Source organism: Hungatella sp. (genome assembly GCF_046966825.1).
Genome location: NZ_JBKVCZ010000039.1, coordinates 24,573 through 49,857, shown reverse-complemented (window position 1 = coordinate 49,857; position 25,285 = coordinate 24,573). Strand labels below are relative to the sequence as shown.

The 25,285-nt window shown below is 47.7% G+C and carries 21 protein-coding genes and 2 pseudogenes; 14 read left to right on the top strand and 9 right to left on the bottom strand.

What is annotated here, in order from left to right; translation table 11 throughout:
• Both ACLTD4_RS14255 and ACLTD4_RS14250 read left to right on the top strand, forming a co-directional pair.
• Positions 1-1,483: alpha-galactosidase (locus ACLTD4_RS14255; protein ID WP_412331383.1), on the top strand; the 1,483-nt coding region annotated here is incomplete at its 5' end.
• Positions 1,484-1,648: 165 nt separating this feature from the next.
• Complete coding sequence (locus ACLTD4_RS14250) at positions 1,649-3,163, top strand: RNA-binding domain-containing protein (protein WP_055659837.1); 1,515 nt, start codon at positions 1,649-1,651, stop codon at positions 3,161-3,163.
• A gap of 71 nt (positions 3,164-3,234) precedes the next feature.
• Here the strand turns inward: ACLTD4_RS14250 and ACLTD4_RS14245 are convergent, their stop codons facing one another.
• The 5 genes and pseudogenes from ACLTD4_RS14245 to ACLTD4_RS14225 all read right to left on the bottom strand — a co-directional run bounded on the left by ACLTD4_RS14245 (position 3,235) and on the right by ACLTD4_RS14225 (position 8,116).
• Complete coding sequence (locus ACLTD4_RS14245; RefSeq protein WP_002605696.1) at positions 3,235-3,984, bottom strand: phosphotransferase family protein; 750 nt, start codon at positions 3,982-3,984, stop codon at positions 3,235-3,237.
• A gap of 146 nt (positions 3,985-4,130) precedes the next feature.
• The gene (gene glgB / locus ACLTD4_RS14240) at positions 4,131-6,041 is read right to left on the bottom strand and encodes a 1,4-alpha-glucan branching protein GlgB (protein ID WP_117622718.1); all 1,911 of its coding nucleotides are present in this window, start codon (positions 6,039-6,041) and stop codon (positions 4,131-4,133) included.
• 4 nt (positions 6,042-6,045) lie between these two features.
• A pseudogene (locus ACLTD4_RS14235) lies at positions 6,046-7,379 on the bottom strand (alpha-amylase family glycosyl hydrolase).
• Positions 7,380-7,404: 25 nt separating this feature from the next.
• Positions 7,405-7,623, bottom strand: a complete 219-nt coding sequence (locus ACLTD4_RS14230) for a YaaL family protein (protein WP_002605693.1) — start codon at positions 7,621-7,623, stop codon at positions 7,405-7,407.
• A 76-nt stretch (positions 7,624-7,699) separates the two neighbouring features.
• On the bottom strand, positions 7,700-8,116 hold the full coding sequence (locus ACLTD4_RS14225; RefSeq protein ID WP_117622716.1) for an ArsR/SmtB family transcription factor: 417 nt from the start codon (positions 8,114-8,116) through the stop codon (positions 7,700-7,702).
• A 357-nt stretch (positions 8,117-8,473) separates the two neighbouring features.
• Between ACLTD4_RS14225 and ACLTD4_RS14220 the strand changes: the two genes are divergently transcribed.
• The 7 genes from ACLTD4_RS14220 to ACLTD4_RS14190 all read left to right on the top strand — a co-directional run bounded on the left by ACLTD4_RS14220 (position 8,474) and on the right by ACLTD4_RS14190 (position 15,601).
• Positions 8,474-8,998 (top strand): prepilin peptidase, encoded by a 525-nt coding sequence (locus ACLTD4_RS14220; protein WP_117622715.1) that lies wholly within the window; start codon positions 8,474-8,476, stop codon positions 8,996-8,998.
• Between the two features lie 25 nt (positions 8,999-9,023).
• A complete protein-coding gene (locus tag ACLTD4_RS14215; RefSeq protein WP_055659958.1) occupies positions 9,024-10,007 on the top strand; it encodes a hypothetical protein in 984 nt (327 codons plus the stop codon).
• Between the two features lie 106 nt (positions 10,008-10,113).
• Positions 10,114-11,298 carry a CpaF family protein gene (locus ACLTD4_RS14210; RefSeq protein WP_117622714.1) on the top strand — a complete coding sequence of 395 codons (1,185 nt, stop codon included), beginning with the start codon at positions 10,114-10,116 and terminating at the stop codon, positions 11,296-11,298.
• Entirely contained in the window at positions 11,288-12,025 is a 738-nt protein-coding gene (locus ACLTD4_RS14205) for a type II secretion system F family protein (protein ID WP_117622713.1), read from the top strand. The genes ACLTD4_RS14210 and ACLTD4_RS14205 overlap by 11 nt, the downstream gene beginning before the upstream one ends.
• A gap of 2 nt (positions 12,026-12,027) precedes the next feature.
• On the top strand, positions 12,028-13,263 hold the full coding sequence (locus tag ACLTD4_RS14200) for an immunoglobulin-like domain-containing protein (protein WP_117622712.1): 1,236 nt from the start codon (positions 12,028-12,030) through the stop codon (positions 13,261-13,263).
• A gap of 592 nt (positions 13,264-13,855) precedes the next feature.
• Positions 13,856-14,890, top strand: coding sequence for a hypothetical protein (locus tag ACLTD4_RS14195; RefSeq protein ID WP_055650592.1), 1,035 nt, complete (start codon positions 13,856-13,858; stop codon positions 14,888-14,890).
• Positions 14,891-14,908: 18 nt separating this feature from the next.
• Complete coding sequence (locus ACLTD4_RS14190; RefSeq protein WP_412331382.1) at positions 14,909-15,601, top strand: hypothetical protein; 693 nt, start codon at positions 14,909-14,911, stop codon at positions 15,599-15,601.
• Positions 15,602-15,633: 32 nt separating this feature from the next.
• On the opposite strand, the gene ACLTD4_RS14185 is transcribed toward ACLTD4_RS14190, so the two are convergent.
• Positions 15,634-17,013 (bottom strand): transposase, encoded by a 1,380-nt coding sequence (locus ACLTD4_RS14185; RefSeq protein WP_412331367.1) that lies wholly within the window; start codon positions 17,011-17,013, stop codon positions 15,634-15,636.
• 149 nt (positions 17,014-17,162) lie between these two features.
• Here ACLTD4_RS14185 and ACLTD4_RS14180 point away from each other — a divergent pair.
• Positions 17,163-17,573, top strand: a pseudogene (locus tag ACLTD4_RS14180) (restriction endonuclease); the annotation flags it as partial.
• 67 nt (positions 17,574-17,640) lie between these two features.
• Positions 17,641-18,480 (top strand): TrmH family RNA methyltransferase, encoded by an 840-nt coding sequence (locus tag ACLTD4_RS14175; protein ID WP_412331381.1) that lies wholly within the window; start codon positions 17,641-17,643, stop codon positions 18,478-18,480.
• Between the two features lie 44 nt (positions 18,481-18,524).
• Here the strand turns inward: ACLTD4_RS14175 and ACLTD4_RS14170 are convergent, their stop codons facing one another.
• The 3 genes from ACLTD4_RS14170 to ACLTD4_RS14160 are packed head-to-tail and all read right to left on the bottom strand — an operon-like array spanning position 18,525 to position 22,933.
• On the bottom strand, positions 18,525-20,330 hold the full coding sequence (locus ACLTD4_RS14170) for an amino acid ABC transporter ATP-binding/permease protein (RefSeq protein WP_412331380.1): 1,806 nt from the start codon (positions 20,328-20,330) through the stop codon (positions 18,525-18,527).
• Entirely contained in the window at positions 20,323-22,176 is a 1,854-nt protein-coding gene (locus tag ACLTD4_RS14165; protein WP_412331379.1) for an ABC transporter ATP-binding protein/permease, read from the bottom strand. Before ACLTD4_RS14165 ends, ACLTD4_RS14170 begins: the two co-directional genes overlap by 8 nt.
• Before the next feature lie 37 nt (positions 22,177-22,213).
• Complete coding sequence (locus ACLTD4_RS14160) at positions 22,214-22,933, bottom strand: GntR family transcriptional regulator (RefSeq protein WP_412331378.1); 720 nt, start codon at positions 22,931-22,933, stop codon at positions 22,214-22,216.
• Positions 22,934-23,157: 224 nt separating this feature from the next.
• On the opposite strand from ACLTD4_RS14160, the gene deoC (ACLTD4_RS14155) reads away from it, so the two are divergent.
• From deoC (ACLTD4_RS14155) to ACLTD4_RS14145, 3 genes are read left to right on the top strand one after another with little or no spacing between them, the layout of a single operon-like run.
• A complete protein-coding gene (deoC, locus tag ACLTD4_RS14155) occupies positions 23,158-23,853 on the top strand; it encodes a deoxyribose-phosphate aldolase (RefSeq protein ID WP_412331377.1) in 696 nt (231 codons plus the stop codon).
• Positions 23,853-24,569, top strand: coding sequence for a deoxyribose-phosphate aldolase (deoC, locus tag ACLTD4_RS14150; RefSeq protein ID WP_412331376.1), 717 nt, complete (start codon positions 23,853-23,855; stop codon positions 24,567-24,569). The genes deoC (ACLTD4_RS14155) and deoC (ACLTD4_RS14150) overlap by 1 nt, the downstream gene beginning before the upstream one ends.
• Complete coding sequence (locus ACLTD4_RS14145; protein WP_412331375.1) at positions 24,551-25,285, top strand: hypothetical protein; 735 nt, start codon at positions 24,551-24,553, stop codon at positions 25,283-25,285. Before deoC (ACLTD4_RS14150) ends, ACLTD4_RS14145 begins: the two co-directional genes overlap by 19 nt.

The following is a 25,285-nucleotide window of genomic DNA, read 5'->3' as shown; positions in this document are numbered from 1 at the left end:
TCTTGCCAGTGCCGAGGTTGTCACCATGGGGACAACGAGAATCATGGTTGGTATCCATCCGGAGGGATTTTCCTGGCCGCTGGCAGCAGGGGAGAGCTTCCAGACCCCGGAGGCAGTGCTGGTCTATTCTGACAGGGGCTTAAATGGAATGAGCCAGGTGTTCCACCAATTGTTCCGGACCAGACTGGCGAGGGGCTGGTGGAGAGACCGGGAGCGCCCTGTTTTAATCAATAACTGGGAAGCCACCTATATGAAGTTTCAGGAAGAAAAGCTTCTGAACCTGGCGGAAAAGGCCAGGAAGGCCGGTGTGGAGCTGTTCGTCCTGGATGACGGGTGGTTTGGCCGCCGTGACGATGACACTTCTTCGCTTGGGGACTGGTATGCGGACCGGAAGAAGCTGCCGGACGGCATCGAAGGGCTGTCGGAGAAAATACGGGCCATGGGGCTTTCCTTTGGTCTCTGGTTTGAGCCGGAGATGGTCAATCGGGACAGCCGCCTGTATGAGGCGCATCCGGACTGGGTGCTGGGCAGTGAGGACAGGCCGCGCTGTGTCGGCCGCCACCAGCTGGTTCTGGACTTTTCGAAGGACGAGGTGATTGATTATATCGGCGGATTGATGGAGGACATCATCGAGCGGGGGCATTTGAGCTATATCAAATGGGATATGAACCGCAGCGTTACGGAGGCGTGGTCTTCAGGGAGGGATGCCGCCTGTCAGGGAACCGTCATGCACCGTCAGATTCTGGGAGTCTACCGTCTGTATGAGCGGCTGATTCGCAAATTCCCTCACGTTCTGTTTGAATCGTGTGCCAGCGGCGGAGCGCGGTTCGACCCCGGAATGCTCTATTATGCGCCGCAGGCATGGACCTCGGACGACACGGATGGAGTAGAGCGTATAAGAATCCAGTACGGAACTTCTTACGTTTACCCTTTAAGTTCCATGGGCAGTCACGTCTCCGCGGCTCCGAACCATCAGACGCACCGTCATGTCCCGATGGAGACACGGGCAGTCTGTGCGTATTTCGGTACCTTTGGATATGAGATGGATGTAACGGCAATCTGTGAGGCGGAGCTTGAACAGATGAAGAAACAGACTGCATTTATGAAGGCAAACCGCAGACTGATTGCGGAAGGGACCTTTTACCGGTTGATCAGTCCCTTTGAGAATGAACGCAGCGAGGCTGGCTGGATCGTGGTTTCTCCGGACAAACGGGAGGCACTGGCTGCTTACTTCAGAGTGCTGCAGCCGGTAAATGCAGGTTTTTGCAGGATGAGGCTTTTGGGGCTTCTGGAAGAGGGGGAGTATGAGATCCGGGAACAGGGAATGGCGGAGTTTCCATACACATGCTACGGCGATGAACTCATGAATTACGGACTGATTCTGTCGGATCAGGCCAGCGGTGTCAGGACGGCGGGAGTGCGGCAGGGGGATTATCTTGCGAGGCTGTTTGTGCTGACGGTGAGAGACGACGATGGCAGATAAAAATTGAACAGATAGTACCTTGAATTTTCCATACATACTCCTTATAATAAAAGGGTATGATAAAGGGGTATCATAAAGGGGTATCATAAAGGGGTATCATAAAGGGGTATCATAAAGGGGTATCATAAAGGGATATCATAAAGGGATATTAAAGGGGGAATCAGCATGGCCTTGCCAATTAATATAACGGAATTGATCAACCGCAGAGTTGTTGAGAATGCACGGGTTGAGTATAAAAGGAATTGGAATCCGGAACCAATTCTACATTCCATCTGTGCATTTGCTAACGACATTGATAACTGGGGCGGCGGATATATTATTATTGGAGTGGAGGAAGAGGATGGCATGCCGAAGCTTCCGGTCAGCGGGCTTACTCCGGATTCCATAGACCGCATTAACAAAGAATTACTGCAAAAGTGCAATCTGATTGAGCCGCGATATGTTCCGATTGTTGAGCAGACTATTTATGAAGGTGCGGATATTTTGGTTCTTTGGGTGCCGGGCGGGGAATCACGTCCATATAAGTGCCCAACCTCATTCCCGGCAGAAAAGGCTGTCAGGAGTGACAAAGCATATTATATTCGTAAACTTTCCAATACAATTAAGGCAAATAATCTGGAAGAAAAAGAACTGTTCCTTTTGGCCAATAATGTTCCTTTTGATGATCGCGCTAATTTTAAAGCGAATGTAGCTGATTTAAAGTCCAGTCTAATTGCAGAATATCTTTATGCAGTAGGAAGCGATTTGTACGAAACTTCGCTTAAGCGTCCTGTTACGGAACTTGCCTTAGATATGCGTTTGGTTGGTGGTCCGAGTGAATTGCGCAAGCCATTAAACGTTGGGCTTATGTTTTTTTATGAGCGGCCGGATGAGTTTTTTCCTTATGCACGTATTGAAGTTGTTGATAAGCCTGATCCGACAGGGATCGGTATGACTGAAAAAGTATTTTCCGGGCCGCTTGACCGCCAATTGCGTGATGCCCTTAGCTATGTCCAAAATTATATTATAAAAGAAAAAGTTACAAAGGTTCCTGGCCGCGCCGAAGCAGAACGTATTTATAATTACCCTTATGCGGCGGTGGAGGAGGCTTTATCGAATGCGGTCTATCACAAATCCTATCAGATTGGCGAACCCATTACGGTAACGATTACTCCTGAAAAAATGGAGATTACCAGTTTGCCGGGCCCGGACAGGACGATCAGTGATGAAGATATCCGAAACAGGCATATGATTTCCCGTCGCTACCGAAACCGCAGAATTGGTGATTTTTTGAAAGAATTAAAGCTTATTGAGGGGAGAAATACGGGGATACCAACGATTTTGCGTGCAATGCAGCAAAATGGTTCAAAGCCGCCGGTATTTGAAACGGATATAGAAAGGACGTATTTTACTGTAATTCTTGCTGTACAGGACAAATTTCTGCCTGCGTCCTCTCAAAAGCCGGAACGGCGCGTGAGAAAACGCAGAAGCATTAGCGAAATTAAAGATCTGATTCTCTCAACATTAAGCCAGAGAAGTCCGCTTTCGTCTTCGGAACTTGCAGAAGCTATGGGGTATACAAAAGTTACCGACACAGTCGGTAAGGCTATACGTGAATTGATAGGAGAACATAAAATTGAATATATTGATTCAGAAAATTTAAGAAGCCGCTATCAGAAACTTCGATTGACAAAGAATTGAGTAACATAACAGGGCATACGTATCTGTGAAATAAAAAACTCCTCCGGTAGTATTCCCGGAGGAGTTCCTTTCTACTGATAATCGCAGACATTCGCCCATTTCTGAAGTAATTCAACCTCTTCCGGACGTTTCTTTGACAGCTGAGCCGCAGCTACGATCGGCAGCCATGTCTGTACGTATTTCTTTGCAGTACCGGTCTTTTTACAGAAAATATCCATGTACATATCCGCTTTTTTCTGATCCTGTAAGCAGAACAGAAGGTAGGTTCTGGCAACATCTGCACTGGCGTTACCCTGAGTCGCATGTACCCAGTCGAGAACACACATGGAGCCGTCTTCTCTTACGACGATATTGGTCGGGTTAAAATCACCGTGGCATAACTTGGTATGCTTCGGCATGCTGTCCAGCTTGGTGCGCATGTCATAGCGTGTAATATCACTTAATTCATCGATCTCAAGAATCTGTCTGGACATCTTATCCTTCAGCTTGTTTAACAGAGGGCAGTGTTTGGAAAGAATATTCAGATGAAGATCAACCATCTGTTCCATGTACTCTGCAAGCTTGTCAGGGTTCTCGTCCATAAGCTGCTGGAGGGTTTTGCCTTCAATGAAGTCAAACGTAATGGACCACTTACCTTCAAATACACCGACTTCCAATACCTTTGGTACGTCAATTCCGCCGGTTTCTTCTACACGCGCGGTAATCAGCGCTTCATTTAATACTTCCGCCTTCGGGAAATCTGCGTTGAAAACCTTAATCGCCTTGTCTCCGTCACGATATACTTTTTTTGTTGCTGTTGTTGCAATCAATTCTGCTGCCATATATAACCTCTCCTTCCATCCTTGAGTCTAAACTATGTAGTAGTTTTGGTTCTTTTATTTTACTACAAATTCCATAAAAAGTACAGATATTCCGGTAAAAAGTTCTGAATATTTTGCACACAATTTACATAAAACTAAAAATATTATCAAAAACGGAAAACTGCGGTTCCGTATGCAGGAAGCGAATAAGCGATGGAATAATCCTGGCCGTCGCACTCCTTTTTCACGGAACGGAACGCAGGGGCCTTGTCGCCCCGTTTGTAGAGGCCGTGGCTGTTATCCAGCACCAGGGTATAGGTTCCGCGCTTCGGCACGCCTACACGGTAGTCAGGCCGTTCCACCGGAGTAAAATTGATGACAAATAAGAGGCTCCGTTTGTGATCGCGGCTGTAACGGACGAAACTGAAGATGCTGCGGTCTCCGTCGTTGGCATTGATCCACTGGAAACCGTCCCAGTCGTAATCCAGTTCGTAGAGCGCCGGATATTTGCGGTAGAGCTGCAGTAAATCCTTCACGTAGCTCTGTAAGCCGGCATTCTGCGGCTCGTCGGTCAGGTACCAGTCCAGCGCCGCCTTTTCATCCCACTCGTGGAACTGGCCGAAATCCTGCCCCATAAAGAGCAGCTTCTTGCCCGGGTGACCAAGCATAAAGGTGTAGCCCGCTTTTAAGTTGGCAAACTTATCCTCTAAAAGTCCCGGCATCTTGTTGATCATGGAACACTTCAGATGGACGACCTCGTCATGGGACAGCACCAGGATATATTTTTCACTGGTAAAATAGGTGAGTCCGAACGTCATCTTGTGGTGGTTGTATTTGCGGAAATACGGGTCCAGCTTCATGTACTCCAGGAAATCGTGCATCCATCCCATATTCCACTTAAAGGTAAAGCCAAGACCCTCGTCCTCCGGCTTCCCGGTGACTTTCGGCCATGCGGTGGACTCTTCCGCGATGACAATGGCGCCGTTCCCGCGGTCTGCCATTACACTGTTTAAATGCTTGAAAAATTCAATGGCTTCCAGATTTTCATTGCTGCCGTAACGGTTGGGAATCCAGTTGCCGTTCTCCCGGCCGTAATCCAGATAGAGCATGGAGGCGACGGCATCCACCCGGAGTCCGTCCACGTGGTATTTTTCCACCCAGTAAATGGCGTTGGCAATGAGGAAATTGTCTACCTCATACTTGCTGTAATCAAATACCTTGGTTCCCCAGTCCGGGTGTTCCCCTTTTCTGGGATCGGCGTATTCATAGAGCGCTTCTCCATCAAATTCAGAGAGACCGTGCGCATCCCTTGGGAAATGGGCCGGAACCCAGTCCAGGATGACGCCGATTCCTTTTTTATGCATGTAATTGATAAAGTACATGAATTCCTGAGGCGTTCCGTAGCGGGAGGTCGGGGCGAAGTAACCGGTGACCTGATAACCCCAGGAGCCGTCGTAGGGATGCTCGGCGATTCCCATTAACTCCACGTGGGTGTATCCCATGTCGGTCACGTAATCGGCCAGCTCCTTCGCAGCTTCCACATATGTATAGCAGCCGTCTTTTTCCGGTCTGTTTTTCCTGCGCCAGGATCCGAGGTGAACCTCGTAAATGCTCATCGGAGCGTTCATAGGATCGGCGCTTTCGCGTTTATCCATCCAGGCGTCGTCTCCCCACTGGAAGTCCGAAAGATCGGTGGTAAGGGAAGCGGTGCCGGGGCGGTATTCCGCGCTGAACGCATAGGGATCTGCCTTGAATAAGATCTTGCCGCTTTTCGTTGTGATGGCGTATTTGTATAGCTCTCCTGCAGCGATGCCAGGGACAAATGCCTCCCAGATGCCCGAATCCGCCAGAGGCATCATCGCATTTGCCTCCGGGTCCCAACTGTTAAAGTCGCCGACGACACCGATCTGCTCCGCATGAGGTGCCCAGACGGCAAAATACATGCCGTTTTTGCCCTTATATTTTTTCGGATGCGCGCCCATTTTCTCGAAGATCTCATAATGTCTGCCGTTGTTGAAGAGATAACGGTCTACTTCCGTGATAAATCCTGTCCCAATTTCCTTTTTGCTTCCTGCCATAAGTTTAGCCCTCCGTAATCTTTAGAATAACCCCCCGGTTTGCCGGCAGAGTTACCATGATTTTCTGATCTGTAACGGGTACTCCTCTCCATCGAGAAGATTTACCGCTGTGGTGCCGCTTACCGGGCTTGGTATGGCGACGGATACATCGGCTCCGTCGTTGTTTACCGCGGTAATGACGGCATGTCCCTGATGGAACCGCGCAAATGCGTACTGCCTGTTGGTGAGAAGGAGCTCCTGATACCGTCCCCCGTGGAATTCAGGATTCTCATCATGAATGGTTCCCAGTCTGGCAATGAGATCTGTCAGGCCGCAGTGAAGTTTTTCCTCGTCTGCGATGGTGATGCGAGGCCGGAGCGCGTCATCGCTCGTCTTTGTCCGCCTGCCTTCAATCCCCCATTCTCCTCCATAATAGATGGAAGGAATTCCGGGAAGCGTGAACAGGAGTGTGTAGACGGGATATAAATGCTCCGGATCGTTTAATTTGCTGGCGATCCGGTCCTCGTCGTGGTTGTCTACAAAGGTGTAGAGCCTGCCGCCGATGGCCTCGAGACGCCTGACATTATGGGCTATTTCGAAGTAATTGTGGTCGTTGTGTCCGGAATAAATGCTTTTGTGCAGCTCATAATTGGTGACGGAATGAAGCATCTCATCATTCACCCATCTGCTGTAATCGCCGTGAATCACCTCGCCCATCAGCCAGAAATCCTCCTTCATGGCGGAGGTCTGGCTCCTTAGCTCCTTCATGAAGCCAAAGTCAAGTACGTTGGCACAGTCAAGGCGAATTCCGTCGATATCGAAGGTATCGACCCAGAACCGGATCGTATCAAATAAATACTGTTTTACATCGGGATTCCACAGATTCAGACAGGGCAGCTCGTAATGGCCCTGCCAGGCCTCATAGCCAAAGGAATCTCCCAGCGGACTGTTCCAGCCGAAGTTCACGCCCTTATACCAGTCACGGTAAGGAGAACTCTCCCGGTTTGCAGCAATGTCCAGAAATGCGAAGAACTCCCGGCCTGTGTGGTTGAAAACTCCGTCAACCACCACTTTGATGTCCGATTCATGACACAGGGAAACAAAGTCTTTGAAGCTTTCATTCGTTCCCAGACGGCGGTCTACTGTGCGGTAGTCCCGCGTGTCATACCCGTGTGAGGAGGACTCAAACAGTGGCCCGATGTAAATGGCGTTACAGCCAAGTGACCGGATATGAGGAATCCATTGATTCATTTCCTCAAAACGGTCTGTAACGTCGGCTCCGGAATTCTCTTTCGGCGCCCCCGTTAACCCTAAGGGATACATATGATAAAATACCCCTTTTTCATACCACTTGCTCATATACTTATCCTCCAGTGATAAAAGTTTATACCTCCCGGCTCTTGAAGCGGCGCAGAAGGAACTGATAACGCAGCTGTGCCGCGTTTAGTTCATAGATATAGCAGTCAATCAGCGTGGGATCGACTACCTGTTCAAAATGGTTTCTTGCCGAATCGATGGCTGTTTTGGAACGCTCAATCTCCCGGCGTAAGTTTTTTTCTTCCTCGGAACGGACCAGCCGTTTTCTGAATATCATGTTTTTCATCGTATTTCATCTCCAGATTTAAATAAGTCAACAGTTCTATTATAGAAAATAGTATATCTGGAAAATACCAAAATATTCATAAATTGCCTGTATTCATTGGCGAAGGCCGCTCTTTGGCAGAAGAAAGCAGTTCCTGGAGATAAGTCCCCAGTCTGCGGAGTTCCTTTGTGCTGTCTGCGATCGTCAGATAATAGTAGTTGGAAGTGCCTTCCCGGCGAACATTCACCAAACCGGCGTCTTTTAAAATCTTTAAATGATGGGAAATGGCGGGGCGTGATAAATTGGTCTGCTCCGTAATCTCCTTTACATTCATGCCGTGGGCTCCGTCGAGGCGGTATCCCTCCAGCGAAGCGGCGATGTTCGTCTCATGATCGTCATAGAGACCAGTGCTGGCAAGCACCCCGATGATGGAAAGTCGGACCTCGTCTCCAAGAGCAATAAACAGCGGCATGCAGTCGCGAAAAAGCTTGTTAAAATCGCCGGCTTCCAACATGTAAATTCCTCCTTTGGTTTAAAAAAATAAACTAACTGTATTTTACCATTTTAGGGAGAGAACGTCAACAAAATGAAGTGGAAAAAGCCGGGGGTGAGATGGAAAAAAAGTCCATTTCATCAAGGCTTCCCAGTTATGTAAAGCAAATAAATGTATACAGTATTTTTGTGGAAAACAGGTTGACTTTTAGCTTAGGATTGTGCATAATTAAGAAACATTCTTACCCCCATTCAGAGGGCAGATATGATTCACAGGGTCATAGAATTCTTTTTATGACTGTAGCGCCGATATTCCGGCACAATTCCCAGTTTTGATAAAATATAAAGAGAGAAAGAGGGGGATTTTATCGCTCAAAATTTGATTTTGCTGTTGGTGCTGGCCGCCGGCGCCTATTACGATGTGCGGGAGCACCGGATTCCCAACTGGTGGGTAGCCATTTCCATGGTCTGTGGGATACTTCTTGCCATGGTGGAGTCTGGAGTGCCTCCGGAGACGGCGGTATATTTAAAAGAGGGCGGGCTGTTTCTGGCGCGTATGCTGGCGGTGACCGCACTGTTTTTTCCACTGTTTTTCTTCCGCATGATCGGAGCGGGAGATGTCAAGCTGGCCGCGCTGATCTGCGGCTACTCAGGCCTTACCGCAGGAGCCGCGGCGATCGGCCTGGGATTTCTTATCGGGGCCTTCTGGTCTTTTCTGAAGATGATGGTGAAAGGCAGCTTTCACGAGCGCTTTGACCATCTCACAGCCTATATCAGGCGCATTTACCATACAAAAAAAATAACGGCCTATTATGATTTTGCCAGGGATGGGGTGGAGGCGGTAATCCCTCTGGGAGTCTGTCTGCTCTTTGGAACCATGGCTTTCATCATGATACCGGGATAGGAGCGAAGGTGTGACAAACAGGATTATGGCGGTCTACGACGTGGACCCGTTTTATGCCGACCGGTTTGCAGATTTTGTAAACCAGAAGGAAAAGGTGCCTTTTACCGTCATGGCGTTTACGACGCTGGAAAGGCTTAAAAATTATGCCATGGAGCATGAGATTGAATTGCTCCTGATTAACAGTACTGTGCCTAAGGAGGAGATTGACCGCCTGGGAGCGGCCAGGGTGGTGACGCTGGCTGACGGGGAGACGGTGCCGGTCGATGGACAGTACCCGAGCGTCTATAAGTATCAGGCTACCGATAATATCATGCGGGAGGTAATGGCATGTTACTGCGTGGGGACGACTCAGCCTGCGCTTACCGCGATTGGGAATGTCGGTGATATCATCGGTGTGTACTCCCCCGTCAACCGCTGCTTAAAGACCTCCTTTGCGCTGACTGCGGGCCAGCTTCTGTCCAGAAAATCACGGGTGCTTTATGTAAACTTAGAAGACTGCTCCGGACTGGAAAAGCTGTTTGGGGAAGAGCACAAGGCGGATTTGTCCGACCTGCTGTATTTTTACGGACAGGGAAATTACAGCTGGGTACGGCTGAGCTCGGTTATCTACTCCTGGGGAGATCTGGATTACATACCGCCGGTGCGGTATCCGGAGGATTTGTGTCAGATTACGGCCGAGGATATGGCAGATCTGCTGACGCGGATTGCAAAGGAGAGCGCCTACGATATCGTGGTGGTGGATTTAGGACAGTTTGGGAAAAAGGCCGCTTCTGTGCTGGAAGTATGCAGTACGGTCTTTATGCCGGTGAAGGATGACTGTATGTCTGTGGCAAAGGTGGAGGAATTCGAAGAGTACTTAGTCCGTTCGGGGCATGAGGCGCTTAAAGAGCGGATTCAGAAGATTAAGCTTCCGTATCACAGCAGTTTTGGAAGAAAGGAAAACTATCTGGAGCAGCTGCTGTGGGGAGAGTTAGGGGATTATACGAGGCAGCTGTTGAAGGGGAGGTAATCGTAGTAACAGAACAACAGGAAAAGAACGAGAGAAAACGGCAGTCAGGTGACAGGGGGCATAAGCGATGGATCAGGAATTATGAAAGGAACTGAGGCAGGAACTGATGACGCTTCTGGAGGGACAGAACCATACCAGCGACGAAGAACTGTATGAGCTGATCGACGAACGGATTATGGAATACGGGCAGGCCAGATACCTGCCGTTAAAAGAGCGGGTGGACCTGCGCAGCAGCCTGTTTGATTCCTTCCGCAGGCTGGGGGTGCTGCAGGAGCTGGTGGATGACCGTGAGGTGACTGAGATTATGGTGAACGGACCGGATCATATCTTCGTCGAACGGAAGGGGCGTGTGGAGGCGTGGAGTAAAGGCTTTGAGAGCACGGAGCAGCTGGAGGACATGATTCAGCAGATTGTCAGCCGCGTCAACCGTACCGTGAATGTCTCACGGCCAGTAGCAGATGCAAGACTGCCGGATGGATCCCGTGTACACATCGTCCTGCCGCCCATTGCATTAGATGGTCCTGCGGTGACGATCAGAAAGTTTCCGGAGCCGATTACAATGGAGAAATTAATCAGGTTTGGCTCGGTCAGCGAGGAGGCGGCTGTATTTTTAAAGAAACTGGTGACGGCGGGGTATAACATTTTCATCAGCGGAGGAACGAATTCCGGGAAAAGCACGTTTTTAAATGCGCTTACCGCCTGCATTCCGGCTGAAGAACGATTGGTTACGGTTGAAGATTCCGCGGAACTGCAAATCCGTGCCGTTCCCAATCTGGTAAGACTGGAGGCCAGAGGACCAAACGCAGAGGGTGAGGGCGCCGTCACGATCGCAGATCTGATTCGCGCGGCGCTCCGTATGAATCCGGACAGAATCATTGTGGGGGAGGTCCGGGGGAAGGAGGCGCTGGACATGGTTATGGCCATGAATACGGGGCATGACGGCAGCTTGAGTACGGGACACGGCAACAGCCCGAAGGACATGCTCTCCAGGCTGGAGACGATGATGTTAATGGGGGCCGAACTGCCTCTGCCGGCGATCCGCAGTCAGCTGGCCTCGGCTCTTGATATTCTCGTGCATTTGGGGAGACTGAGAGACAGGAGCAGACGGGTGCTTTCAATTGTGGAGGTGGATTGTTATGAAGAAGGGGAAATCAGGCTTCATTCCCTGTATGAGTTTGAGGAAAAGACGGAGGAACGAAAAGGTCCGGACGCGGTCGTCTCCGGATGCCTTAAGAAAACCGGAGCGCTTAAGCACACGGAAAAACTGCGGGCAGCAGGCATTGTGTTATGACAGGTACCGGCTGTCCGCCGGGGAATGGTTCCAATATGCGGCGGCAGGAGCCGGTTTTGCGGCGGCCGTGTCCTATGTATTTTACCGGAGTCTGCCGGTATTTATTCTATTGAGTCCTTTCGGACTGTGTTATCCCCTGATCAAGAAGCGAGATCTAAAAGAACAGCGTTTAAAAAAGCTGAATCTGGAATTTAAAGAAGGGATTCTGATTCTATCTTCCTTTCTGAGTGCCGGATACTCGGTGGAGAATGCATTTTCAGCCAGTGTGAAGGAACTGGTGGTCATGTATGGACCTTCCGGCATGATGACCCTGGAATTCAGCCATATGGAGGGACAGATCCGTATGAACCGCCCGGTTGAGCAGGTGTTGAGGGAATTTGGCGACAGAAGCGGACTGGACGATGTAAGGAATTTCGCCGAGGTGTTTGCCGCAGCAAAACGAAGCGGGGGAGAACTGGTCTCGATTATTAACCACACTTCGGGCGTGATTCGTGACAAGATACAGATTCAGGAGGAGATCACAACAATGACGGCTGCCAAACAGTTTGAACAGAAGATTATGAACCTGATTCCTTTTTTCCTGGTGCTGTACGTCGATGTCAGCTCACCTGGATTCTTCGACATGATGTATCAGACCAGTGCAGGGAGAGGTATCATGACAGGGTGCCTGGTGCTCTACGCGGCAGCGTATGCTTTGGCGGGAAGAATTCTAAGAATCGAGGTGTAGCAATGGGGAAATCCGTAAAATTTCCGGTTCCAAAGTTTTCTATGGCCTGTGCCGCGGTCGGAATCATACTGTATGTAGTATTACTGATTTTTCAGGGAGGCAAATGGGTGCCCGTATCTTCTTTGCAGCGGGCGTCCCACGGAGAAGGGGAACTCCTGTATGAGGTAATGGTTCGGGAGTTGGGAGAGGAAGGGCGGGAAATACCGGTTACGATACCGGTGAGAGACCGGCAGTATTCAGACGAGGAGGCCAAAGCACTGTATGATACGGTACTTCCGGAACTGACAGACCGGATTCTGGGCGGAAACGAATCACTGGAGGCGGTTCGCGGTGATTTGAATTTAGTACGGGTGTTGGAGTCCTACGGCTTAACGGTCCGCTGGGAATCCGAGAACACAGAGCTGGTGGACTCCTTTGGTACCGTGGTAAACAGCGGTGTTTCGGAGGAAGGGGAGACGGTTTGGTTAAAAGCAGTCTTAACGGATGGAGCCCATACGCAGGAATACGACATACGGGTGACTGTGATGCCGCCGGTCTTAAACAGGGATGAGCAGCTTAAGGAAAAGATCATGGAAGCGTGCCGCCGCCTGGATACCAGGCAGAAGACAGAGAAAGAGCTTCTTCTTCCGGAGGAAGTGGACGGAAAAAAGCTGAGCTATTACCGGGAGCGTGATACGGACTATACGGTGATCCCTTTTTTGGGAGTTCTTCTTGCCTTTTTGTGGGCGGCGCGGGAGAAAATGAAGGAGCAGAATGCAAAAAAACAGCGGGAGCAGTTTTTGCTTCTGGACTATTCTGAAATTGTATCAAAATTCATGGTATTTATCAGCGCGGGGATGACGATAAGGACTGCCTGGGAACGGATTGTCGTGGGATATGAAAACACGGTCCAGGGAGGAACACGGAAGCCGAGGCCTGCCTATGAAGAGATGTGTCATACGATTTCCCAGTTAAAGAGCGGAATGGCCGAGGGCAGGGCATACGGTGAATTTGGGAGAAGGTGTGGCCTGCAGCCCTACGTCAAGCTGGCGGCACTGCTGGAACAGAACCGGAAAACCGGCAGTAAGAATCTTAAAGCCGCGTTGGAGCTGGAGATGGTGGCTGCGTTCGAACAGCGGAAAAACCTGGCGAAAAAACTGGGAGAAGAGGCCGGGACAAAGCTGCTGCTGCCGCTGTTTCTAATGCTTGGCGTTGTTATGGTCATGATGGTAGTGCCTGCATTCCTGGCTTTTTACTGAGAAGGGAGGTGAATGGTATGGAAAGGATAAAGAAAGAGCTGGCTGCATTTTTGAAGGAAGAGGATGGCGTGGGAGTAATTGAGATTGTATTGATCTTGGTCGAAATATTTACCCCATAGACTACAGTATACATTATGTGGATATTGTAGAAAAGTGGAAAATATATTACTGTATAGACAGGAGTGTGTATGATGTACAATGGAGATTGTGAGGTATACATAATTAGATATTTTAATGTATGGTTTTATTTATTTGCTAAAACAGAGACAGATAATTATAAGATTAAAATGCTAGGAGAACATATAAGTGCTGGTAATTCTATGAAAATGAAAGATATTCATTGGTGGTGTACCAGACATAGCATAAAGTACCAGATGGAATTTGAATACAGAAAAGAGTATCCAATTCGAGCTAATATATGGAATTTTTATTCATACTGTAGATTTAAGTTGGCAATGTCTTATCCCAATAGTGGAAGAATGGGCCCAAAATAAAACATGAAAGTGCAGATGGTATAAAAAAGGCAATTTTTTGTCCAAGTTGCTTCCAATATGTGGTATAATTGAAAAAAGTATTGGCAGGAGGGCTAAAGATGGAAATTGTTTTTCAAACAATAAGAATCATTGATTATGAGAATAATGTTGTTTATGTACGGGATACGCCAGAAACATTTTCTGACTATGTGAGAACATTGATTACTTATATAAATGATAATTCCTCTATTAGAGAATATCATACACGGTCAGCTAATACAGAAGTAATAAGCTGTATTTTAGATATAGTAAAAAATCAGATAGATGCCAATTTTGTAACAGATAAAATGGATTTTATAGCTAAAAGACTGTTATTAAAAGAGCAAGAAGCACAAACTTCCGTGGCACATATGAATACAAATGTACAAAAAGGTAGTTTAATACAAGCTCTTATGTACGATGAAGAGATGGATGAGCATATATATTTGCTGGCTAAGGTGGAACATACCGATTTTGTAGACGATGAAGATTTTAGCTTTAAATCCGGATTTTCAAAAGATAAAACTAAACTTTGGAAGTCCTGTACTTTTAGAATTGACGATCCCAATGCAACTAATTTTTCAGCAAAAGTATATTCTAATAATATTGCAAAGTATTGGTATGATAATTTTTTAGAATTAGATCAAGTTGTAAGTGACGAAGTAAATACAGATAAAGCATTTCGTGCAATAGATAGTACATTAAATAGAAATGTAAAAGGTATTGCACCAAGAGATCACACACTGCTTAGAAATACAATGATTACATATTTTAAGTCTAATGATTATATTGATTATGACACTATGATTCAAAGTACATTGGAAAACTATAAACCAACGGAATTGGAACAAGATAAAATGGAAAAAGTATTAGAAAAGATACGGGAATTACCAGAGAAATACAAATTTGATAAGCAGTTTAACACGGTACCATCAGTTATAAATGCCCGTATTAGAAAGGTTTATGATGTTTGCCACGGTGTACAGTTAAGAATAACGGATGCTATAGACGATTTTGATGAAACTATAAAAGCATATAGAGATAATGATGGAAATAGATATATACAAATAAAAACAGATAATGATTTGACATTTAGAAGATTTTCAAATAAATAAAACAAGAGGAGGGGGATTATGCTTACAGAGTTGATTCAGGCAGCAACAATAATAGATAGTGTCGTTTCAGAAAGAATGAAAGTATATGAAGCCTCCTTTAAATTTGAGGTTAAAAATGCTCCAGAGTATGGGTATTTTTTGGATATCATAAATTCCGTTTCACAAAGAGATAAAATAAAAATAGTTTTGCAAGATGAAACAGAACAGGTTTATGATTTTTCATTAGGTAATGAAGAGGATTATAAGGGGTTTATTAACGACACATTAGAAGATGAAATCATAAATGTTAAAGTAAAGATTGATAAGGAAGTGGTTAATAATCATTTTTCTATTTATGCATTTGATGAATTTGTTAAAGATATACTTTCTTTGTCTTTAGAAGAGGTTATGATTGCATTCTCTAATTTATTAAAACAGTCATCAAATTATTTAGTGTTTGACGTATATAGTCCCGTTGCAATGTTTGCAACTAAAACTATGTTTTTTGTACCCAATGGAAATGGTATGGTAAATACTGAATTTAACAGAAAAAGAAGAATGGAGGAGTGCAGGGAGGTTTCATACTTTTATAATTTTGACATTTTTGAGGTGCTGCCGGATGATTTTAAAATTACGATTGATTACGAAAACAACCCATTAAGAGAAGTATTTCAAAAAATTATGGTTTTATTACTAAGACTTCCCATACTTAAAATGGGCTTTGCACCTTGAAAATTCAATATTTCAGCTAACAAAATAGTGATTTATGCTCCTATAGACTCTGGATGGAGTGCGTTACGCAGATATTTCGGTAGTCTTGCTTCAAAATCAGCAGTAAAAGCTCTCAATTGCTCATCGCTGAGCTTTAAGATTTCCTGAAGACTTGCCATTAAGGCATCCATCAGGATGCCTAGTGATCTGCTGAAAGTAATGTCTGCCATTTCATCAACAAGGAAAAAGAACAATTCGCCAAGCGTTCTCTGATCTACATTTTGGCGCTGTTCCATTGCAAGTAACATATATCTGGTAAACACGATAGCCACGTGAGCTGTCAGTGCATCATAGGATAAGCTGCGGCATTCTCCAATCAGGTTCAGCATAGATTTGCAGGTCTTGAAGAAAACCTCAATCTGCCAGCGCTTTCCATAAATACGGATAATCTCTTCTTCGGAAAGGGTCGTATCCGTACAGATAAAAGCAAGCCAGTCCTTGCGATTTGCTTTATTCCTTACGCAAACGATTTTCGCCGGAATGGGATTCTCTTTTCCTACCATGACGTCAACAGAAAGCAGATACTTTGATCTGCCACGGCGTTTTTTGTTCCTGGAATAGACCTCTTTGATGTTCAACTGTTCACCACAGTACGAATACTTGATGCGGCTGCTTTTCTTAATCATAGCGATCACATCCATATCTTTTGAATGGATGGCTGTGATCTGTGCCGGGTTGGAAAACCAGGAATCAAAAAGGACATAATCCGCCTTTAGTCCTGCACAGAGGGCAGTATCCAACAAAGTCATCATTGCTTCTGGTGCTTTTGTCTGCGCAAGCTTACGCCTTTTTCCTGCAATAGTCCTATTATCAAAGTTCTTTACCGGACCGATAATATTTGTTTCTTTTGCAGATGCTAAGAGGCAGCTGTTTACCGGAATCAATGTGTTTCCATCACTCCAGCTTAAAGTAAGCAGCCGAAACCCTTTTTTGAAATGCATATCGGTGTGGTCAAATACTTTTGATCCCAGTTCTGTTTTCTTACAACTGGTTCGGCTAAAAAGGCTATCATCAATGATGAACACATTTTTCCTGTTATCATCCGTTAGATCTTTGAGATCCTTATTAACGATATCCGCAGCAAGAAGAGAAGTAAAACGGAGCCAGTTTGTTTTTACCGAATTAAGGAACCGGTAAAAAGTGTTCTTTGAAAAACCTTCCTTAAAGGAACCTATCCGTTGCTGCATATACATACTTCTTCCGACAAAGACGTTGCAGAGTTTGTAACGAAGGAGAGAAACAGGTGAAACGCCTTTTTCTTTCATCCCATTACATCTGGCAAGAAGCTTGCTGACATGATGCCTGGAAAAAAATCTTTGAACGCAATCAATTAACTCGTTCTCATCGCAATGGTTTTGTGGTATACTGGACATGGCATAAATCTCCTTTGTAAAGATGGTTTCTAGTCAATTCCATTATACCAAACGGAACAGGTTTATGCCTTTTTATTGGCTGAAATATTGAATTTTCAAGGTTCAACACACCGTATTGGTGTGGGAAGTTTTAGTTATTAAATTTAAAACCAGATGCTTTTGAGCGATTAACCCAAAGGCTGTTAAGAGAATCGGGATTCACCCAGGTCAAAGTTACCGGAAAAACAGGAGACGGCGGAATAGATGGGATGGGAATTATAAAGCTGAACGGCATAATCAGCTTTCACATGCTTTTTCAATGCAAGCGCTATACAGGAACAGTGGCTGCCGGAGAAATTCGGGATTTTAGAGGCGCTATGCAGGGAAGGGCGGACAAAGGGTTGTTTATAACAACGGGAAAATTTTCAGGGCCAGCCATAGAAGAGGCCAACCGTCCGGGCACCACGCCCATTGACCTGGTTGATGGAGATGAATTGGTAGAAAAATTAAGAGAATTACAATTAGGCGTCATTCCCGTGAATGACTACAGTATTGATGAAGCATGGTTTTTATCGATTTAGAAGGAATGAAGCGGCTGCGCTATATGGATATAGGCGCATATGATAGTAAAGAGAGGAGCTCCGAATAATGTCCACCCCACAAGAAATCACCAACATTAGCGCCCCCCAGCTGGATGTCTACGCCCGGCTTTCGGAGCCCCAGCTTTTGCATATCAATGAGCCGAAGCCGGGAATTTTCATCGCGGAGAGCCCGAAGGTGATTGCGCGGGCGCTGGGCCGTGGGTGCCGTCCCATCTCCTTTCTGGCGGAGCGGGAGCAGCTAAAAGGGGAGGCGGAAGAACTTTTAAAAAGCTGCGGCGATGTCCCGATCTACACCGCCCGGATGGAAATTCTTACAAAAATCACCGGCTACAAATTGACCCGGGGAATTCTCTGCGCCATGGAACGCCCGCCCTTGCCTGCGGTGGAAGAAATTTGCCAAAATGCCCGCCGGATTGCAGTGCTGGAGCGCGTGATGAACCCCACAAATGTGGGAGCGATTTTCCGTTCGGCAGCGGCCATCGGCATAGATGGGATCCTATTGACTCGCGGCTGCAGCGATCCCCTTTACCGCAGGGCCGCGCGGGTGAGCATGGGGACGGTTTTTCAGATCCCCTGGACCTATTTTGATGAGGGAAAAGACGGCGGATGGCCGGATCCAGGAATGGAAACACTGCGCCGGATGGGGTTTCGCACGGCAGCCATGGCGCTGCGGGAGGACTCGGTGAGCATTGAGGACTCACGTCTTAAGCGGGAGGAACGCCTGGCCCTGATTTTGGGAACAGAGGGGGACGGGCTGGCTGACGGGACCATAGCGGACTGCGACTACGTTGTTCGTATTCCCATGGCGCCCGGGGTGGACTCCCTGAATGTGGCGTCTGCCAGCGCGGTGGCCTTCTGGGAGATAAGCCGCCCGCCAAACGAGTGAGCCGCCTGTCGAGGCATAACCCGCCCGCCCCAGAATCAGCTCCCTCAGTAGCACTCCTCCATTTTCCCGCCCTTAAGCCGCACCACCCGGCTGCAGCCCGTAAGCGTGGAGGGACGGTGGGAAATGATAATAAGCATCTTGTGGGAGCATTCCTCCGAAAGGGTTTTTAGGAGTTCCTTCTCATGCAGAACATCCAGGCTGCTGGTCGGCTCGTCCATAACAATGACGTCCGGATCCGTGAGCATGGTTCGGGCAATGCCCACTCTCTGGCGCTCGCCTCCGGACAGCCGGGCGCCCATCTGTTCCATCTGGGTATCATACCCATCCGGCAGAGTAGCGATAAAATCGTGAAGGCCTGCCCGCCTGGCAGCAGTCTCAATTTCCTCCTTCGATGCTTCCGGCTTTCCAATGGCAATATTTTCGCCGATACTCCCATTAAAAAGAAAAGTGTCCTGCTCCAGCACGGCGATCCGGCTGCGGAGCTCTGAGAGGGAAATTTCCTCAATTGGAATCCCGTTTATGCGGATCTGACCGGCTGTGGGATTCCAGAACCGGAGGAGAAGCCGCAGGACTGTGGATTTGCCGATGCCGCTTTCCCCCGCGATTCCCAGCTTTTCATTTCCCGAAATTGTCAGGCAGAAATCCCGGAGGATAAGGCCGGACTGCTGGGCGCTGCCGCCAGAGCCGTCAGCTGGGGAGGTCCCGCTAGAGGCCGCGATTGTACCGTCACCGGCGGCCCCGCCAGAGGCCGCGATAGTGCCAGCATCAGAGCCTCCCGCTTCCCCTGTCCCGGGATAAGAAAACTGCACATGGTCAAACACGATGCTCCGGATGGGTCCACAGCTCTTGGGTGCTGCGGGATCCGTCACTTCCGGCCGGGTATCCTCAATGCGAAACAGCCGCTCCGCCGCCGCATAGGTCTCAAGCAGATTGGAAACCACAGAAGTCAGAGACTGGGTGGACGAGAAGGAGGCTGCTGCCACAAAGGAGAGAATAATCGTTCCCTGGGGGTTCGGCGCGCCGGAAGCTGCCAGATAGGAGGCGGCTCCGATAATCAGGATCCGGGCCAGATACACGAAAAACGCGGGGGCGGAGGACACGGTCTGCTGGTGCAGGACGAGGCCATGGGCAGAGCGGTTAATCGTCCGGTTCTTTTCCTGAACCATGGCAAGCCGGCGCGGGCCGAACCCGAAAATCTGAATGTCCTTAAGCCCGTAGACGCTCTCCAGCACCAAAGCTTTCAGCTCTCCCAGCCGGGAGCGAAAGCGCAGTCCCACTCTGCGCCCGGCCCGTATGGCGATAAGGGGAAATGCCAGGCTGACCACCGCGTATATGGGAAGGAGCACGGCGGCAAATAAGGGGTTAAACCAAAATGCCAGCATCAAAGTCACACAGGGGAGAATGATCACGGTGAACATAGGGCCGATGGCATGGGCGAAGAAATATTCAATGGTTTCAATATCCGAGACAGCGATATTGAGGATATCCCCCTTATTCTGATCCATCAGGCAGGCGGGCGCCAGCTGGCGGAGAATCTGATACAGGCGGATCCGCATCCCGGCTAGGAGTTCATAGGCTCCGGCATGGGAGATTACGCCTTCCACATAGCGGCAGGCCACGATGAGAAATGCGGAGAAAACCATAAGTCCTCCAAAGATCCAGGGGGAGCCGTCATTCATTTCAGCGCAGGCCATAAGAAACAGGGCGCCAAAGCCCATCAGGCCCATCTGCGCCAGATTTCCCAGAATGCTGGCCAGTGTGGAAATAGCCAAAGTTCCCTTGACCGGAGCAGCAATTTTAAGGAGCCGCCGGGTCAGCTCCCCGATTGAATAGGAAAAACGTCTACGCATGCCGCACCTCCTCCATCCCCAGCGCTTCCAGCTGGGCCTGTTCTTCCACCAGCCGCCGGTACAGACCCGTTTCCCGCATCAGCTCTTCATGGGTCCCCTGCTGGGCGATGGCTCCATTTTCCAGAACATAGATGCAATCCGCATTCTGGATGGTGGAGAGCCGGTGGGAAATGATGATCAGCGTCCGGGTCTGGGACAGCTCGTCAATGCAGTTCCAGATCTCCTCCTCGCTCTCCCGATCCACGCTGGATGTAGATTCGTCAAAAATAATGTATTCCGCACGGCACAGCAGCGCCCGGGCAATCCCTATTTTTTGGCGCTGGCCTCCGGAGAGCCGCCCGCCGGCGTCGCCCACGTCCGTATCCAGCCCCAGGGGCTGAGAGAGCACCCAATCCTTTAACCGCACATCCCGCAATGCCTCATACAGTTCCTCGTCCGAAGCATCCGGAGCGGCGATGCGCAGATTTTCCGCCACGCTGCCGCTGAACAGGCTTACGGTCTGGGGAACCATAATGACGCGGCGCCGCAGCTCGTCCGGAGTAAGACTTACATAGTCTCTCCCCTCCAAAAGAATGCGGCCTTTTTCCAGATCATAAAACCGCATCAAAAGTCCGGCAATCGTGGATTTTCCGCTGCCGGAGAGCCCGGCCAGAGCAGTAACCTTTCCCCGCGGGATGTCCAGGGAGACATCCTTAAGAGCTGCCTGGCGCCCCTCGTAGGCGTAGGATACATGCTCCAGACGGATGCCGTCAAATGCCGGCGAGGCCATGGGCAGATCCGGATTATAGGGCCTGGCGGTGTCAATGTCCAAAAGCTTCTCCACCTTATCGGCAGCGGACACACCGGCCAGGGCGGAATGGGTGGCATTCATCAGCTGGCGGACGGAGCTGAAGAAACTGAAGGATAGCAGGAGCACCATGAGCCCGTCAGAAAAAGAAATCTTTCCGGAGAGAACCTGCTTTGCAGCCACGCAGGCTGCGGCAGCTACCCCGCCGTAGATCAGGCCGTCCGTAAGCAGGAAGGAGGAAAAATTCACCTTCATCACATCCATGATCTTATTGTTGAACTGCGTTGACTTTGCCGCCAGCACACGGGTGCGATCCTCATCGCGGCCAAACAGTTTTAATGTGGTGAGCCCCTGGACGCTTTCCAGGTAATAGCCCGTCAGGTCCTCCAGGGAGTTCCAGTATTCCGTCTTCAAAACCTCGATATGCTTCCGAAAGACATTGTTTACGGGCAGGAGGATAAAGGAAATGACAAACAGCAGGAGCGCGGGGATCAGGGAAACCTCCCGCAGCTGGAAAAAGAGGTAGACCGGCGCGATCAGGGAATAGAGCAGACCGGGAAGATATTTGCTGTAATAGATTTGCATGGATTCCACGCCGTCCACTGAGGAAGTGATAGCGGACACCGGGCCGATTTTCTCAATGTTTCCCACATCCAGCTCCAGCACCTTTGAAAAAATGCCGGTGCGCAGTACCTGGCGCGCCTTGGCCGTGCACCGGTATTCCGCCTCCCCGGTAAGAAGCTCCGCGCAGAGCATGGCTGCAGCCGTAACCAGAGCGGACAAAACCGCCTGCCGTCCCTGGGCAAAGGTGAGATCCGGCGAAGCGGCATTCCCCAAAAAAACGGAAATAATCCGGGCGAAGGCGGCCGTCCCGGCCAGAACCGCCAGCTTTAGCCCGGTGATGACAAAGATCCATCCCCACAGCCCTTGCCATGTGGAGAAAGGGTTCGATTCAACGAAGCATTTGATTGACCTCCCATACTTCTTGGGGCGCGCCAGCGCGCCCCTTCGCAACCGTCCAGACGGGTAACTCCTATTATAGTTAGGAGGCTTTAACATGTCAAGGAAACATGCTCAGGATCTTTTCAGCGGGTGGTCAGTCTGCCCGGCCCTCCAAGTGGATGGAATACTCGTACTTTTCCGCAATTAGCTTACTTATAGCAAATTCAAATGCTCCATTTTCCGAATAAGTGATTCGCTCACTGTAGAGCAGCGGTGAGTTTAAAGGGACGCGCAAAATTTGAGATTCTGTAAAATTAGCGCTCACAGCGGTTATTCGTTCATCGGCCTCCTTAAAAGAAATATGGTAAACCGTCTCCAGCAGATGGTAAAGGCCTTTGGGAAAAGGCACATGAGATTCCAAGTCAGGAAACTCACTGAATTTCAGATAATTGGAAATCAGGGCAATTGGTGAGTCATCAATATACTGTACACGTTGAAGAAGGTACACGGGAGAATCATTTTTTATATGGAATATTTTTGCAATTTTAGCAGGAGCGGCTATTTGCTCCAATGAAACTCCCTTCGTTGTAACGTGGTATCCTTTTGTGGCCAAAGTTTCACTGATGGAGGTAATGCAATTAAGCTTTTGTGAAGTGGATGGGTTTAAAATTGTTGTTCCATGCCCTTGCTTTACCTCTAAGTAATGTTCGTTTACAAGCATATTTACTGCTTTTCGAATCGTTGTCCGGCTTACATTAAATATTTGACATAATTCTGTTTCTGTGGGAAGAAGGGTTCCGATAGGGTAAATATCTTCTTTTATCCGCGACTTTAATTCCTGGTATACAATTTGATAGGCTGGTTTCTTTTTCATATTGATTCTTAAATGGTCTCCTTACTCAAATGATGAAAAACATTCTTTTTTTCATAATACATAATGACATAATAAATGAAAAAAATCAAGAATATTAATAAAAATCCTAATAAATTCAAAAATATATTGACTTTTTTTGTGTTATATGCTAGTTTAAAAACATAAAAGATAATTACCTATTTCAAATAAATCAATAAACATAATTATCAAACGGAGGGAAAGAGATGCAAATCGATCTAAAGAAAATCGGACGGGTAATGGATGTCAGCGCTGTGAGAACCGATGTGAATTTTGATGAAATCAATCAGATGATTGATATTGTCAGAAAAAATCATTGTATTTGTGCCAGCCCCATGCCATGGGCCACGAAATACACGATTCAAAAGCTGGAAGATATGGAAGATGTAGTGGTAACAGGTGTGGTAGGATTTCCGTCGGGAGCCGATACACAGTTTATGAAACTTGCTACGGCGAAGGAAATGCTTTCCATCGGCTGCAGAGAATTGGACATGGTTATCAACGTAAGCGCGCTCAAATCGGGAGAATACAGAGTGGTAGAGGATGATATCCGGGCAATTGTAGAAGCGGCTGGCGAGATTCCTGTAAAAGCTATCATTGAGATTTGTTATTTGACCGATGATGAAATCCGACGTGCAAGTGAGATTGCTGTAAGAGCGGGGGCAGCGTTTGTAAAGACGGGAACCGGATGGGGCCCAAAGCCCACAACCGTAGAGACAATCCGCTTGATCAAAGAGACCATTGGCGATGCTGCGTGTATAAAAGCGGCTGGAGGAATCCGCGATTTAGACACAATGCTGGAGATGGCAAAGGCAGGATGTGATAGATTTGGAATTGGCGTCCGCTCTGCCCGTATAATTATTGATGAAGCAAAACGGAGGTCGGAGGAGGTAGAAAAATAATGAATAGAAGGGAGTTTGCCGGTAAGATCGAAAATAGAGTATTTGATATGGATGTACGAGACACAGATGTAAAGAGCGCCTGCTATGAAGCGCTTTATCATGGTTTTTCATCTGTACAGGTTTTTCCGGTTATGGTTGACGAGTGCAGAAAAATATTGAAAGATACTGAAGTTAAGATTGCAGTGTTAATCGACTATTGCCATGGGGGATTCCCGCCGGAATTAAAGGCATTTGAGATAGAGGATGCGAAAATTCATGGAGCAGATATTTTCAATGTATGCATTACTATCAGGAATGTAAAAGATCAGAAGTGGGAAAAGGTAGACAAAGAGCTGGATATTTTAAGAAATGCGGCAGGGGAGAAAGAACTCAGAATTTTTTTGGAGACGGAATATTTAACAGATGAGGAGATAGAGCAGCTTTGCCTCCATGCAAAGCAAAAGAACATTGATACACTTATCACCTCTACAGGGCTGTATTACAAACTGGATAAAAATACAAAGACAGAAGTGCCTGTAAAAGCATCTTTAGATGACATCCGATTAATTAAAAAGACCGTAGGAAACAGTATGAAAATTTTGGCTCAGGGGTTTATTGATGATTATAAATTCGCAAAGGAAGTCTTTGATGCAGGTGCGGATATGATAGGAAGCGCAAAAGCTGAAAATATTCTGGATGGCTTTGAGGAGGAAATGTTATGTATGACAGAGAGATGATTTCCAGATGTGTATTGTCACCTTTTGGATCTTTTTATAAAGAAGAACAGGTCCGCAAGGAGCTGATTGACGGATATAAGTATGGCGTGCGGTCCATTGTTGTGGAGGCGGATCAGGTTCCCTTATTGAAAGAGATCGAACAGGCATATGGAAATGGCTATACCCGGACAGGAATGGTGCTTGGTTATCCTTACGGAGGCTACACCACGCCTGTAAAATTGAAACTGGCAGAATATGCAATTGCTCATGGAATTGATGAGGTGGATCTGGGAATCAATATTCATGCGTTTTGGGCAAACGATATTGACACAATGTACAATGATCTAAAAGCAGTGATAGATTATTCGGAAGGCAGACTGCGGATTGCTGCTATCGCATGGCTGATCCGAAACTCCTTGGAGAATATAGACCGGATCATGGAAACATTTCTGAAAGCTGGAGTAAAGGTTATTAAGACAAACCCTGGCGGCCGGTTTGGAGAGATGAAGGTGGAACATGTTCAGTACATTCATACCCATTATCCAGAGTTAGAAATAGAGGTGGCAGGCAGGTGCAGATCACGCGACATAGCGGAAAAAATGGTTAACGCAGGGGCTTCCTATTTCCATCTGAGCTCATGGAGACGTATGTCAGGCATAGGAGACGATATTCAGTTTGATTTTGATGAAAAACGGGCAGATTACTTAGAATATAGAGGCGGCATTTGGAGGAAGTAG

Coding starts and splice junctions, on each gene's coding strand:
- ACLTD4_RS14250 (WP_055659837.1), top strand. CDS start 1,649: ATGGCCTTGCCAATTAATATAACGGAATTGATCAACCGCAGAGTTGTT.
- ACLTD4_RS14245 (WP_002605696.1), bottom strand. CDS start 3,984: ATGGCAGCAGAATTGATTGCAACAACAGCAACAAAAAAAGTATATCGT.
- glgB (WP_117622718.1), bottom strand. CDS start 6,041: ATGGCAGGAAGCAAAAAGGAAATTGGGACAGGATTTATCACGGAAGTA.
- ACLTD4_RS14230 (WP_002605693.1), bottom strand. CDS start 7,623: ATGAAAAACATGATATTCAGAAAACGGCTGGTCCGTTCCGAGGAAGAA.
- ACLTD4_RS14225 (WP_117622716.1), bottom strand. CDS start 8,116: ATGTTGGAAGCCGGCGATTTTAACAAGCTTTTTCGCGACTGCATGCCG.
- ACLTD4_RS14215 (WP_055659958.1), top strand. CDS start 9,024: ATGGCGGTCTACGACGTGGACCCGTTTTATGCCGACCGGTTTGCAGAT.
- ACLTD4_RS14210 (WP_117622714.1), top strand. CDS start 10,114: ATGACGCTTCTGGAGGGACAGAACCATACCAGCGACGAAGAACTGTAT.
- ACLTD4_RS14200 (WP_117622712.1), top strand. CDS start 12,028: ATGGGGAAATCCGTAAAATTTCCGGTTCCAAAGTTTTCTATGGCCTGT.
- ACLTD4_RS14195 (WP_055650592.1), top strand. CDS start 13,856: ATGGAAATTGTTTTTCAAACAATAAGAATCATTGATTATGAGAATAAT.
- ACLTD4_RS14190 (WP_412331382.1), top strand. CDS start 14,909: ATGCTTACAGAGTTGATTCAGGCAGCAACAATAATAGATAGTGTCGTT.
- ACLTD4_RS14185 (WP_412331367.1), bottom strand. CDS start 17,013: ATGTCCAGTATACCACAAAACCATTGCGATGAGAACGAGTTAATTGAT.
- ACLTD4_RS14175 (WP_412331381.1), top strand. CDS start 17,641: ATGTCCACCCCACAAGAAATCACCAACATTAGCGCCCCCCAGCTGGAT.
- ACLTD4_RS14170 (WP_412331380.1), bottom strand. CDS start 20,330: ATGCGTAGACGTTTTTCCTATTCAATCGGGGAGCTGACCCGGCGGCTC.
- ACLTD4_RS14165 (WP_412331379.1), bottom strand. CDS start 22,176: ATGTTAAAGCCTCCTAACTATAATAGGAGTTACCCGTCTGGACGGTTG.
- ACLTD4_RS14160 (WP_412331378.1), bottom strand. CDS start 22,933: ATGAAAAAGAAACCAGCCTATCAAATTGTATACCAGGAATTAAAGTCG.
- deoC (WP_412331377.1), top strand. CDS start 23,158: ATGCAAATCGATCTAAAGAAAATCGGACGGGTAATGGATGTCAGCGCT.
- deoC (WP_412331376.1), top strand. CDS start 23,853: ATGAATAGAAGGGAGTTTGCCGGTAAGATCGAAAATAGAGTATTTGAT.
- ACLTD4_RS14145 (WP_412331375.1), top strand. CDS start 24,551: ATGTATGACAGAGAGATGATTTCCAGATGTGTATTGTCACCTTTTGGA.